Origin of the sequence: Aquabacterium sp. CECT 9606 (genome assembly GCF_918741295.1) — a bacterium.
GTDB lineage: Bacteria > Pseudomonadota > Gammaproteobacteria > Burkholderiales > Burkholderiaceae_C > Aquabacterium.
The window spans coordinates 1-14,178 of sequence record NZ_CAKKNB010000011.1; the positions used below are offsets into that span (position 1 = coordinate 1).

A 14,178-nucleotide genomic window follows, 5' to 3' on the forward strand; every position below is an offset into this window, starting at 1 on the left:
TGCTCACTGTACCGGTAGGCGCATCGTTGATGTTCGCCACCGCCGCTGTGGCTGCGCTGGTGACCGATTCTGAAGTGCCATGCGCATCGGTGTAGGTGGCCACTGCAGTCATCACGGCGCCGACGTCCGACTCACTCAACACATAGGTGGAGCCAGTCGATCCGGTATCCACACCACCGCGGTACCAGTGGTAGGTGATCGCGCCCAATCCATCGATGTCGGCGATGTTGTTGCTGGCCGTCAAGGTTTGACCTTGGGTGACTGTGCCGCTGATGGTCACCGTGCCAGTGGGCGCATCGTTGACATTGGCCACGGCGGCGGTGGCCGCGCTGGTCACTGTCTCCGCTGTGCCATGGCCATCGGTGTATGTGGCCTTGGCCACGATGGTGGAACCGACATCCGACTCACTCAACACATAGGTCGTGCCGGTGCTGCCCGTGTCCACCCCGCCGCGGTACCAGTGGTAGGTAATCGTGCCCAGGCCATCGATGTCGGCAATATTATTGCTGGCCGTCAGCGTTTGGCCCTGCGTGGCAGTTCCACTGATGCTCACCGTCCCGGTCGGGCTATCGTTGACATTGGCCACGGCGGCGGTGGCCGTGCTGGCCACTGTCTCCGCTGTGCCATGGCCATCGGTGTATGTGGCCTTGGCCACGATGGTGGAACCGACATCCGACTCGCTCAACACATAGGTCGTGCCGGTGCTGCCGGTGTCCACACCACCGCGGTACCAGTGGTAGGTGATCGTGCCCAGGCCATCGATGTCGGCAATATTATTGCTTGCCGTCAGCGTTTGGCCCTGCGTGGCAGTTCCACTGATGCTCACTGTACCGGTAGGCGCATCGTTGATGTTCGCCACCGCCGCTGTGGCTGCGCTGGTGACCGATTCTGAAGTGCCATGCGCATCGGTGTAGGTGGCCACTGCAGTCATCACGGCGCCGACATCCGACTCACTCAGCACATAGGTCGTGCCAGTCGATCCGGTATCCACACCACCGCGGTACCAGTGGTAGGTGATCGCGCCCAATCCATCGATGTCGGCGATGTTGTTGCTGGCGGTCAAGGTCTGGCCCTGGGTGGCCGTGCCGCTGACCGTCACGGTACCCGTGGGGGTGTCGTTGACATTTGCCACAGCCGCCGTGCCAGAACTGGTGACTGTCTCCGCTGTGCCATAAGCGTCGGTGTAGCTCGCCCGCACCGAGATGACGGCACCCACATCGGCCTCGGTGAGCGCGTAGGTCGTGCCAGTCGTCCCTGTGGCGACGCCCCCGCGCAACCACTGGTAGGTGATGGTGCCAAGGCCATCGCCGTCGGCGATGTTGTTGCTGGCGGTCAGGGTCTGGTTCTGAGCGACCGTTCCGCTGATGGACACCGTCCCCGTCGGCGAATCGTTGACCGCCGTGATATTGATCGTGGCCGTGTCGTTGGCCGTCAAAGTGCCACCAGTGCCGCTGTTGCCCAAGTCACTGGCCGTCAATGTCAGGGTGACACTGGCAGGTGGCGCATCACTGGCCATGATGAAGGTCAGCGTTCCGCTCAAGCTGCCTGCCAGCAGGTTGTTGATCTGCGCCAAGGTGCCACTCAAGGTCACCGTGTTGGTGCCTGACCCACCGACCGTGACACCGGTGGTGCCCGCCGTGGCTGTCAAGGTGCCCGAGGTGACGCTGACGGTTGCCTGGACTGTTCCGCTGCCGGCATCCACATCCGCCATGCTCAAGCCCGTGCCATGCAAGGTCAGGCTGACCTGTTCGGTGGCGCTGTAGCTGGTCGGGGTGATCGTGGCCGAGGGGGCCTCGTTGACGGCGGTGACCGTCACGGCAATGGCTTGCGTGTCCGTGTCGAGGCCGTCCGAGACCGAAACCACGACGTCGTACACATTGTTGGTGCCACTGTCGTTGGGCGCTTCGTAGTCAGGAGCAACAACGAAGGTCAGGACGCCTGTGCTGCTGTTGATGGTGAAGCGGGCAGCGTCAGCGCCACCGCTGATGCTGTAGGTCAGGGTCTGGCCATCGGCATCGGTGGCCGTCACCGTCGTCACGGCCGTGCTGTTTTCAGCCACATTGACCGAGGCCGCAGTCCCACCGCCATTGCTGGTGATCACGGGTGGTGAATTGCTGCTGTAGCGCTGAACGAACACGCCCGCGCTGTCTCCGGTGCCGTTTCCACTCCAGCTCACCACAAGGTAGGCGCCATTCCAACTCACACTTGGAGCGTTCTGGTCGCCGCTTTGGGTGGTGTTGACGAGCCGCTCGGCCCCGATCTCAACGCCCGTCTGAGAGAACACGCGCAAGGCAATGGCAGTGCCAAAGCCGTCCTGCAAGGCGCTCTGAAAAGCAACCACGAAGTTGCCACTGTCGGACATTGAAACAGACGCATAGCGCTGGATCCCCAACTCATAATTGTTGAGTTGGATTTCGCCCGTCAGGGCCGTGCCGCTGCTGTCGTAGCTGCGGGCAAAGGCGCCATAGTCCGCGCCATCGGCCACGGAGTCATCCCATGCAATGACGAAGCTGCCCGAGCCATTCATGGACACGTCTGACAAGATCTGCTCACCGCTCGTGGTGACGTTGACCTTGAACTCTGACCCTTGCGCCACCCCACTGGCGTTGTAACGTTGCGCGTACACGCCGTAAGCAGCGCCATCCTGGCCATAGCTTGACCAGGCGATGACGAAGTTGCCGCTGTCGTCCATGCCGATCTTGCTGCCGGTCTGGATGTTGGTGGTGTAGGTGCTGACCCGGAACTCAGACCCTTGCGCCACCCCACTGGCGTTGTAACGCTGGGCGTAAACGCCATAGTTGTCACCGTCCTGACCATAGCTCGTCCAGGTGATGACGAAGCCAGTCGCGCTCATCGCAATGGCAGGATAGAACTGATCGGAACTCGTGTAGGTGTTGACGCGGAACTCGCTGCCCTGGGCCACACCGCTGGCGTTGTAGCGCTGCGCATAAACGCCATAACCAGACCCATCTTGCAACTGGCTCCGCCAGGCGACCACAAAGTTGCCACTGTCGTCCATCGCCACCGTCGGCTCGTACTTGTTGCGCGCGCCAGTGACGTCGGTATTGATCTGGAATTCACCCGTCAGGGCCGTGCCATTGGCGTCATACAAACGGCCATACACATAATCCGTGATGGTGTCTTCCCAAACCACCACATAGTTGCCGTTGGCTGCCGTGGCAATCTGTTTGCCTGCATCCTTGTTGGTCTGTTGGGTGTTGCTGGTAGTGGTGTTCGCCCGGGTTTCCGTGCCAACACTGGTCACCGCAGCAGGCAACGCCGTGCTGTAGCGGCGCGAGAAAACACCCAGGTTGTCTCCGCTGCCATTGCCGCTCCAAGTCACGATGACCTGATTGCCGCCCCAGGCCACGCTGGGGATCTGCTGGTCACCAGCCAGGGTGGTGTTGACGATGGTTTCGGGCGAGAGCTCGACCCCGGTCAGACTGAGCTGCCGCATCGCAATGCCGTAGCTGTAGCCATCTGCGGTATAGGTCTCCCAGGCGGCCACAAAACTACCATCGCTGCCCATGGCCACCGACGCGTTCCATTGCGTGCTGTAGATGAAATTGCTGACCAGAATCTCGCCGCTTTGAGCGACACCGCTGCTGTTGTAGGTTCGCGCGTAGGCACCGTAGCCATTGCCATCAGCCAGCGTGTCATACCAGGCGATGACAAAGTTCCCGGATGCATTCATCGACACATCCGTCAGAATCTGCTCCCCCGCTGTCGTGACGTTGACCCGGAACTCCGAACCCTGGGCCACGCCACTGGCGTTGTAGCGTTGGGCATAGACGCCATAACCCGCGCCATCTTGCGCATAGCTCGACCAGGCAATGACGAAGTTGCCGCTGTCATCCATGCCGATCTGGCTACTCTTCTGGATGTTCGTGTTGGTCGTGTTGACCTTGAACTCGGAGCCTTGGGCCACGCCACTGGCGTTGTAACGCTGGGCATAGACACCATAGTTGTCGCCATCCTGGCCATAGCTGGTCCAGGTGATGACGAAGCCCGTGGTGTTCATCGCGATGGCGGGATAGAACTGGTCGGACGTCGTGTAGGTGTTGACGCGGAACTCGCTGCCCTGAGCGACACCGCTGGCGTTGTAGCGCTGCGCGTAGACGCCGTAACCAGATCCGTCCTGCGTGACGCTGCGCCAGGCGACGACAAAGTTGCCATTGGCATCCATCGCGACCGTGGGCTCATCCTTGGTTGTGGCCGTGTTCGTGTTAACTCGGAACTCGGCAGTGGCTGCCGTGCCATCGGCGTTGTAAAGGCGGCCATAAACGCTCAAGGTGGTAGCGTCTTCCCAGACCACCACGTAGTTGCCGTTGGCATCGGCCGCCACTTGCTTGCCCGAGTCGATGTTGTTTTCCTGGGTGCCCGTGGTTGTGCCATTGACCGTCGACTCGGAGGCGCTGCTGGCTGTGACACTGAGCAGGTTTTGCCATGCGGCCTGGCCTGTCGCGCCCACCGCCACCTCGGCTTCAACCGCGCCTTGTTGGTACTCAAGTATCCAGTCGCCGCCCAGCAGGGTGGACCCCGTCAAATCGTCGCTGGCCGCCACATCGGCCCCGGTGAGCAGCGACAGGTTGTCCACCAAGGCCCTGCCCTCGCTGGAGCTGGCCAGGTCACAGCCATACAGCAGCAAATCGGCCTCGGCGGACAAGGCGCCACCCCACGAAGCCAGATCACCCATGTGCCCGGTGAGCCAAGCCCCGTCCAGCCGACCATTGCCCAGTTGCAAACCACTGGCATCGCCGTGGCTGATGATGTGCAAGGCATCAATGCCTTCCCGGCCTTTCAGGACCTCGGCGATCTGCGAAACGCCATCGCTCTGGTCATCGAGCCAGTGGATTTCCAGCGTGCGACCGGCCGTGGTCTGGCTCTGCAAAAGGGACGCCAATTGATCGGCATCGGGCACGCTGGCGTCTATGAACACCAGCTCCAATGAGTTCTTCACCTCGGCGGCTACGCTGGCACCACTGGCCTGCGTGTCATCGCTGCGCTGGCTGGTCACAGGTGTGGCGGGCATGACCACAACCTGCGCAGAGGGCGTGTCGCTCGCCATGTCCATCCCGCCGTCCGGCAAGGCTCCCAGCAAGTCTGCGCTGTAGAGGATGCGGGCCTCCAGTTCCTCCATTTGGCCGTCGAAGCCACCTGGACGAACGACCGCGCGCGACTTGAGCTTGCGCGTCATGTCGGATGGTCTTTCAGAGGGAGTTCACACACTTCGGGCACCTTGGGCAGGCGTGGTTGGGGCACTGTTGAATGATGGATGAACCCGCGACAGGTAAAACTTGCAAATACGCCAAGAATTACCGGCAACTGACCGCTTACCGAGGCTTTTAGGCGTCCACGGCGAGTTCGCCCACCTCAGCCCAATCGATGCACTGCACTTGGTTGCGCCCGGCTTCCTTGGCGGCATACAGGCCCTGGTCGGCCCGCTCAATCAACAAAAGCATGTTTTTGGCGTTGCCCGTGCCCAGCAAAGCCACGCCGAAGCTGGAGGTGATGCGCAGGTTCGGCACGCCCTCCACACTCGGGCCGACTTCTCGCTCAATGCGGCCACGGATGCGGTCGGCCACGATCACTGCCTGGTCCAAGGTCAAGCCATGCAGCAGCACGCAGAACTCTTCCCCGCCATAACGGCACAGCACGTCTTGCTCGCGCATGGAGGTTTTGAGAACCTTGGAGACGGCCTGGATGACCAGGTCACCCACCGAGTGTCCGTAGGTGTCGTTGACCGATTTGAAGCGGTCGATGTCCGTCATCACGCAGCACAAGGGCTCGCCCGTCTCCAGGGCATGCTTGAGCATGGGCTCTGCGCGGGCGAAGAAGGCGCGGCGGTTGAAGCAGCCCGTCATCGGGTCGCAGTTGGCCAACAATTGCAATTCGTCATTCTGCTTCTGGATCTGATCGCGCGAGGATTCCAGTTCGGTCAAAGCCGAGCGCAGCTTCGAGTTGGCCTGGTCCAAGGCGGTCACGTCGTCCAGGGTCACCAGGCAACCGCGGGCATTGCCGGCGGCATCGCGGATGGCGGCGCAGTTGAGCAAGGCACGCCGGGTGTCGCCACCGTCGCGGCTCAGATCGACCTCCACGCCCAGGATGGGCTCGGTGGTCAGCAGTGCCCGCTCCCACGGTGGCAGATCGGCTGTTTCGTGCACGCCGTTGACCAGCCACTCCAGCTGCTTGATGGAGCGCCCCATCAGCACGTCGCCAGCCTGCGGGTGAAAGCCCCGAAACGCCGAATTGGCCAGCAGGATCTGGCCTTGGAGGTCGAGCACCAGCAAGCCCTCGGTCAGGGTGTCAAAGGCCACGCGCACCCGCTCCGGAATGGCCTTGGAGGGGTCCAGATGCTGCAACACGCGGCGCAGGTAAAGGTAGAAGGCGACGAACGATGCCGTGCTGATGGTGAAGATCAACTGCACGGTGGGTTGTTTCAACCAGCCCATCAAGGTGTTGGGCCAAGGTGATCGGTAGCCGATCTCCAGCTGCCCCCACTTGGCCGTGCCTGAGTTGAGGGGCACCACCACGCTGGTGATGGTGGACAGGCCCAAGGGCGGTGCCTCCCAGCCATCCTTGTGGCCACTGGTGGCCATCAGCAGTTCGCCGGCTTCGCGGCGGATGCCGATCGATTCGATTTCTGGCGATTGCTGGACGATTTCCTTGAGCATGACCGCCAGTTGCTCTTGCATGCGGGCATCGTTGAGCAACAACTTGACTTGCACCGCCACGTTCACGGCGACCTGCTCGCGCACGTTCTGCGTCATGGCGCGCTGGTCGGGCAACAGTTTGAGGACCAGATCGAGCACCATCAGCAGCCCGATCAGCAATGACACCAGGCCAAAGCTGATGCGCGCCGTGGGGCTCATGGCCCAACGACGCATCAAACCGCGGACAGAAAACTTCTCGCTCATCCAATGCCTTCCAGTTCACGTTGGCCGGCTTTGTTGCCACCAAACAGCCGCGCCGCGCGGGCATCCATGCCGTTGGGGTCGTCTCCGTGCTCGTCATCCTCGTCATCGGGGCCGCGACCGTCCCCCAGGCCCATCACCGGCAAGGGATCGATCGACCGCCAGGCCGGTGTGCTGATCATCAAGCTGGCCAGCAGGCCCGACATCCGGGCGGCCCACCAGACGGCACCGACCGACAAGGCCGCGCCCGACGTCTGTACCACCATCTTTTCGACCTTAACGCGGCGATCTTCAGTGGTTTCCGTGAAAGCCAGGCGCGGCGCCGCGTATTCGGTGCCTTTCACGCCCACCGCGGAAAGCGTCAGATTGAGGCCCGCATCCGGCGAGGACTTGACCAGGTTGACGCTCATTTCGAGCAAGACATTGCCGGGCGCGACGCCCAGATTCAAACCGCCGGCCTCCAGTCGGACCACGAAACCACCGGCTTGGTTGGCAGCGTAGTTCGCAGCTGAAGCGGCATAGGCACCGCCTCTGGCCGGCTGGCCAGCATTGCCCCGGGCATCGCCCTCGCCTTTGTCACCCCCTTGCACGGGTGGCAACGGGGCCCCGTCCACGGGGCTGTTTGAACCACCCGAGGATTCGTCGAGCTTGTCGCCGATTTCGGTGACCGTGTCGTCCTTGGGGACGACGGGCGGCGTGGTGGGTGGGGTCGACGTGACGGGCGAGGTGCTGGGGCCGGTGTTCGAACCACCGCCAGTGCCTGTGTCCGGGATGGGCGAAACCGGTATGGTGGGCGTGTCCGACACGGCAGAGATGGACATGGTGCGGGCCACGGCATCGGTGTCGGCGCCGCCCAAGGCCGTGCCGCCATCGTCACGCACCTGGAAGGTGAAGCTGGCTGTTGTGCCCAGCCCAGCTGCCGGAGTGAACACCAGCCGGGCCGCGGCTATGTCGCTGGCCAGCACAAAGTCGCCCGCGTTGACGGCGATGCCATTCAACGTCAGGTTTCCGGCCACGGGCAAGGTGGTGATCCTGACGGCCCCGAAGGCGTTGCCGGGTGCATCGCGGAGGTCGCTGAAGCCAAAATCTGACACCGTGAAGATGTGGACCACCCCTTCAGCGGTGCTCAAATTGTGGTCGGTTCCGACAGGGGCATCGTTGACCGAGGTCACGTCCAGGGTCACGGTGCGGGGGGTGGCATCCAGGTTGACGCCGCCATTGGCCGTGCCGCCGTTGTCCTGCACCTGGAAGGTGAAGCTGGCGTAGCCCACGCCATGGCCATCGGCGCCGGGGGTGTACACCAGCTTGCCGGCGGCGATGTCGGAGGCCAGGATGAAGTCGGCAGCGTTGACCGCCACGCCGTTCAAGGTCAGGCTGCCTGCACCGGGCAGGGTCGTGATCTTCACGGCCTGCAAGGCGTTTCCTGGGCCATCGTTCATGTCGGCAAAGCCAAAGTCCACGGTGCCAAAGGTGTAAGCCGTGTCTTCCAGTGTCGTGATCGTGGTGCTGGTGCCCGTGGGCGCGTCGTTGACCGAGGTGACGTTGAGCGTCAAAGTGCGGGCCGAGCCATCCAGGTTGACCCCGCCGTTGGCCGTACCGCCGCTGTCTTGCACTTGGAAGGTGAAGCTGGCGTAGCCCGCGCCACTGGCATTGGCTGCTGGGGTGAACTTGAGCAGCCCTGAATGGAAGTTGGACACCGAAATCATCTGGCCTGCCGTGACGGCCACGCCGTTCAAGGACAAGGTACCAGCGCCCGGCAAGGTGGTGATCCTCACGGCCAGCAATATATTGGCTGGAGAGTCCTGAATATCGGTGAAACCGAAATCTGCGGCCGTGAAGGTGTAGACCGTGTCCTCGTTGGTGGTCACGGTCTGGTCGGTCCCCGTGGGGGCATCGTTGACCGAGGTCACGTCCACAGTCAGGGTGCGGGGGGTGGCATCCAGGTTGACGCCGCCGTTGGCCGTACCGCCGTTGTCTTGTACCTGGAAGGTGAAGCTGGCGTAGTCGGTACCGTTGCCATTGGCGCCGGGGGTGTACACCAGCTTGCCAGCGGCGATGTCGCTGGCCAGGATGACATCGCCCGCGTTGACAGCGATGCCATTCAAGGTCAAGGTGCCCGCGCCGGGCAAGGTCGTGATCTTCACGCTCAGCAAGGTGTTGGCGGGCGAGTCATGCAGATCAGCAAAGCCAAAGTCTGCGGTACCGAAGGTGTAGGCTGTGTCCTCGTTGGTGGCCACCGTTTTGTCGGTGCCCACGGGTGCGTCGTTGACGGAGGCCACGTCCACGGTCATGGTGCGGGGCGTGGTGTCCAGGTTGACGCCACCATTGGCCGTGCCGCCGTTGTCCTGCACCTGGAAGGTGAAGCTGGCGTAGCCTGTGCCGCTGTCGTCGGAGCCGGGCGTGTAGACCAGTTTCCCCGCAGCGATGTCGCTGGCCAGGATGACATCGCCCGCGTTGACCGCCACGCCGTTCAAAGTCAGGGTGCCAGCACCAGGCAAGGTCGTGATCTTGACGGCTTGCAAGGTGTTGCCGGGGGCGTCGTTCGGGTCGGCAAAGCCAAAGTCCGCGGTGCCGAAGGTGTAGGCTGTGTCCTCGTTGGTGGTCACCGTTTTGTCGGTGCCCACGGGTGCATCGTTGACGGGGGCCACGTCCACCGTCATGGTGCGGGGCGTGGTGTCCAGGTTGACGCCGCCATTGGCCGTGCCGCCGTTGTCTTGCACCTGGAAGGTGAAGCTGGCGTAGCCCGTTCCTTGGCCATCGGCCCCGGGTGTGTAGATGAGTTTTCCGGCGGCGATGTCGCTGGCAAGGATGAAGTCGCCGGCGTTGACCGCCACGCCGTTCAAGGTCAAGGTGCCCGCGCCGGACAAGGTCGTGATCTTGATGGCCTGCAAAGCGTTGCCGGGGGCATCGTTCGGGTCGGCAAAGCCAAAGTCCGCCGTGCCAAAGGTGTAGGCCGTGTCTTCATTGGTGGCCACGGTTTTGTCAGTGCCCACCGGCGCATCGTTGACCGAGGTGACATCCACCGTCATGGTGCGGGGCGTGCCGTCCAGGTCCGCGCCAGCGCTGGCCGTGCCACCGTTGTCCTGCACCTGGAAGGTGAAGCTGGTGTAGCCGGTGCCATGGTCATGGCCCAAGGGCGTGAACTTGAGCAACCCTGAGGTGATATTGGCCATCGACACCACTTGACCTGCGGTGACCGTCACGCCATTCAGCGTCAACGTGCCCGCGCCGGGCAAGGTGGTGATCGTCACACTCAGCAAGGTGTTCGCAGGCGAGTCGTGCAGATCGGCAAAGCCGAAGTCCGCCGCGCCGAAGGTGTAGGCCGTGTGCTCATTGGTGGTCACGGTCTTGTCCGCGCCCACAGGGGCATCGTTGACCGAGGTCACGTCCACCGTCATGGTGCGGGGTGTGCCGTCGAGGTTGACACCACCATTGGCCGTGCCGCCGTTGTCCTGAACCTGGAAGGTGAAGCTGGCGTAGCCCGCGCCGTGGCCATCGGCGCCGGGGGTGTACACCAGCTTGCCTGCCACGATGTCGCTGGCCAGTATGAAATCTCCGGCGTTGACGGCCACGCCGTTCAAGGTCAAGGTGCCGGCGCTGGGCAAGGTCGTGATCTTGACGGCTTGCAAAGCGTTACCAGGGGCGTCGTTCGGGTCGACAAAGCCAAAGTCCGCGGAGCCAAAGGTGTAGGCCGTGTCTTCCAGTGTTGTGATCGTGGTGCTGGCACCCGTGGGCGCGTCATTGACCGCCGTGACGTCAAGCGTCATGGTGCGGGGGGTGGCATCCAGGTTGACGCCGCCGTTGGCCGTACCGCCGTTGTCTTGCACTTGGAAGGTGAAGCTCGCGTAGCCGGTACCGTTGCCATTGGCGCCGGGGGTGTACACCAGCTTGCCAGCGGCGATGTCGCTGGCCAGGATGACATCGCCCGCGTTGACAGCGATGCCATTCAAGGTCAAGGTGCCCGCGCCGGGCAAGGTCGTGATCTTCACGCTCAGCAAGGTGTTGGCAGGCGAGTCATGCAGATCAGCAAAGCCAAAGTCTGCGGTACCGAAGGTGTAGGCTGTGTCCTCGTTGGTGGCCACCGTTTTGTCGGTGCCCACGGGTGCGTCGTTGACGGAGGCCACGTCCACGGTCATGGTGCGGGGCGTGGTGTCCAGGTTGACGCCACCATTGGCCGTGCCGCCGTTGTCCTGCACCTGGAAGGTGAAGCTGGCGTAGCCTGTGCCGCTGTCGTCGGAGCCGGGCGTGTAGACCAGTTTCCCCGCAGCGATGTCGCTGGCCAGGATGACATCGCCCGCGTTGACCGCCACGCCATTCAAAGTCAGGGTGCCAGCACCAGGCAAGGTCGTGATCTTCACTGCTTGCAAGGTGTTGCCGGGGGCGTCGTTCGGGTCGGCAAAGCCAAAGTCCGCGGTGCCGAAGGTGTAGGCCGTGTCTTCATTGGTGGTCACCGTTTTGTCGGTGCCCACGGGTGCATCGTTGACGGGGGCCACGTCCACCGTCATGGTGCGGGGCGTGGTGTCCAGGTTGACGCCGCCATTGGCCGTGCCGCCGTTGTCTTGCACCTGGAAGGTGAAGCTGGCGTAGCCCGTTCCTTGGCCATCGGCCCCGGGTGTGTAGATGAGTTTTCCGGCGGCGATGTCGCTGGCCAGGATGAAGTCGCCGGCGTTGACCGCCACGCCGTTCAAGGTCAAGGTGCCCGCGCCGGACAAGGTCGTGATCTTGATGGCCTGCAAAGCGTTGCCGGGGGCATCGTTCGGGTCGGCAAAGCCAAAGTCCGCCGTGCCAAAGGTGTAGGCCGTGTCTTCATTGGTGGCCACGGTTTTGTCAGTGCCCACCGGCGCATCGTTGACCGAGGTGACATCCACCGTCATGGTGCGGGGCGTGCCGTCCAGGTTGACGCCGCCGTTGGCCGTGCCGCCGTTGTCTTGCACCTGGAAGGTGAAGCTGGCATAGCCTGCGCCGTGGCCATTGGATACCGGCGTGTACACCAGCTTGCCCGCCGCGATGTCAATGGCCAGGACAAAGTCGCCTGTGTTGACTGCCAAGCCGTTCAGCGTCAAGGTACCGGCGCCTGGCAAGGTCGTGATCTTCACGCTGAGCAAGATGTTGGCAGGCACGTCGCTGGGGTCGGCAAAGCCAAAGTCCGCCGAGCCAAAGGTGTAGGCCGTGTCTTCGTTGGTGGTCACGGTCTTGTCAGTACCCACAGGTGCATCGTTGACGGAGTTGACGTCCACCGTCATGGTGCGGGGTGTGCCATCCAGGTCGACGCCGCCGTTGGCCGTGCCGCCGTTGTCTTGCACCTGGAAGGTGAAGCTGGCATAGCCTGTGCCATTGCCATCAGCCCCGGGTGTGTACACCAGCTTGCCGGCCGCGATGTCGATGGCCAGGATGAAATCGCCTGCATTGACGGCCACGCCGTTCAAGGTCAAGGTGCCGGCGCTGGGCAAGGTTGTGATCCTCACGCTCAGCAAGCTGTCGCCAGGCACGCCGCTTGGGTCAGTGAAGCCAAAATCCGCTGTGCCGAAAGTGTAGGCAGTGTCTTCGTTGGTCGTCACCGTGTTGTCGGTGCCCACCGGTGCATCGTTGACGGAGTTGACGTCCACCGTCATGGTGCGGGGAATGCCATCCAGGTTGACGCCGCCATTGGCCGTGCCGCCGTTGTCTTGAACCTGGAAGGTGAAGCTGGCGTAGCCCGTGCCGTGGCCATCGGTGCCAGGCGTGTACACCAACTTGCCAGCGGCGATGTCAATGGCCTGGATGAAGTCGCCCGCGTTGACCGCCACGCCATTCAGCGTCAAGGTGCCGGCGCTTGGCAAGGTGGTGATCTTGACGGCCAACAGAACATCGCCGGGCGCGTCGTTGAGATCCACGAAACCAAAGTCCGAGCTGCTAAAGGTGTAGGCAACATCCTCGTTGGTGGTCACCGTTTTGTCCGCGCCCGCCGGTGCGTCGTTGACCGCAGTCACGTCCACCGTCATGGTGCGGGGCGTGGCATCCAGGTCCACGCCGCCGCCGGCGGTGCCACCATCGTCCTGCACCTGGAAGGTGAAGCTGGCGTAGCCCGTTCCGCTGTCATTGCTGCCAGGCACGAACACCAGGCCGCCCGCAGCGATGTCGCTGGCCATCACAAAGTCGCCGGCGTTGACGGCCACACCATTCAGCATCAAGGAGCCCGCGCCGGGGACGGTCGTGATCTTGACGGCCAGAAGTTGATTCGACGGGGTGTCGTTGAGGTCGGTGAAGCCAAAATCGGCGGTGGTGAAAACGTAGGCGACGTCCTCTGCCGCGGTGACGGTGTTACTCAAACCTGCGGGCGCTTGATTGACCGCGCTGGTGACGTTGACCGTCATCGTGTTGGCCGAGGCATCGAGGTCCACACCGCCATCGGCGGTGCCACCGTTGTCCTGCACCTGGAAGGTGAAGTCAGCGTAGGGCTGGCCGCTGACGCCGGCCGCCGGCGTGAACACCAGCAAGCCGCCGGCGATGTCGCTCGCCAGCACGAAAGCACCCGCGTTGACAGCCAAGCCATTGAGGGTCAGGGTGCCCGCGCCAGGGGTGGTTGTGATCTTGACGGCCAGCAAGGCATTGGCCGGGGAATCGCTGATGTCGGTGAAGCCAAAATCAGTCAAGCTGAAAACATAGGCAGCGTCTTCCAGCGTGGTCACGGTTCTGTTGGCACCCGAAGGAGCATCGTTGACCGCCGTGACGTCCACCGTCATGGTCCTGGGTGTGGCGTCCAGGTCCACACCACCATTGGCCGTGCCGCCGTTGTCTTGCACCTGGAAGGTGAAGCTGGCATAGCCCGTGCCATTGGCATTGGCCGTGGGCGTGAACTTGAGCAGGCCCGAGTTGATGTTGGCCACCGAGATCACCTGGCCGGCCGTCACCGCCACGCCGTTCAAGGTCAGGCTGCCTGCGCCCGGCAAGGTCGTGATCTTCACGCCCAGCAAGGTGTTGGCTGGCGAATCGCTCACGTCGGTGAAACCAAAGTCGGCCGCCGTGAAAGTATAGGCGGTATCTTCGTTGGTGGTCACCGTCTTGTTGGTGCCAGCCGGCGCATCGTTCACAGCCGTCACATCCACCGTCATGGTCCGAGGTGTGGTGTCCAGGTCCACACCGCCATTGGCCGTGCCTCCGTTGTCCTGCACCTGGAAGGTGAAGCTGGCATAGCCCGTGCCATTGGCGTTGGCCGTGGGCGTGAACTTGAGCAGGCCCGAGTTGATGTTGGCCACCGAGATCACCTGGCCGGCCGTCACCGCCA

The 14,178-nt window shown here is 62.9% G+C and carries 3 protein-coding genes; all 3 read right to left on the reverse strand.

The features are described 5' to 3' along the window. On the reverse strand, positions 1–5,197 hold a 5,197-nt coding region (locus tag LQ232_RS23450; RefSeq protein ID WP_230182820.1), incomplete at its 3' end, for a DUF4347 domain-containing protein. Positions 5,198–5,345: 148 nt separating this feature from the next. Further along, positions 5,346–6,917, reverse strand: coding sequence for a diguanylate cyclase (locus LQ232_RS23455; RefSeq protein WP_230182821.1), 1,572 nt, complete (start codon positions 6,915–6,917; stop codon positions 5,346–5,348). Beyond that, entirely contained in the window at positions 6,914–14,149 is a 7,236-nt protein-coding gene (locus LQ232_RS23460; RefSeq protein WP_230182822.1) for an Ig-like domain-containing protein, read from the reverse strand. The genes LQ232_RS23455 and LQ232_RS23460 overlap by 4 nt, the downstream gene beginning before the upstream one ends. Between the last annotated feature and the right edge of the window lie 29 nt (positions 14,150–14,178).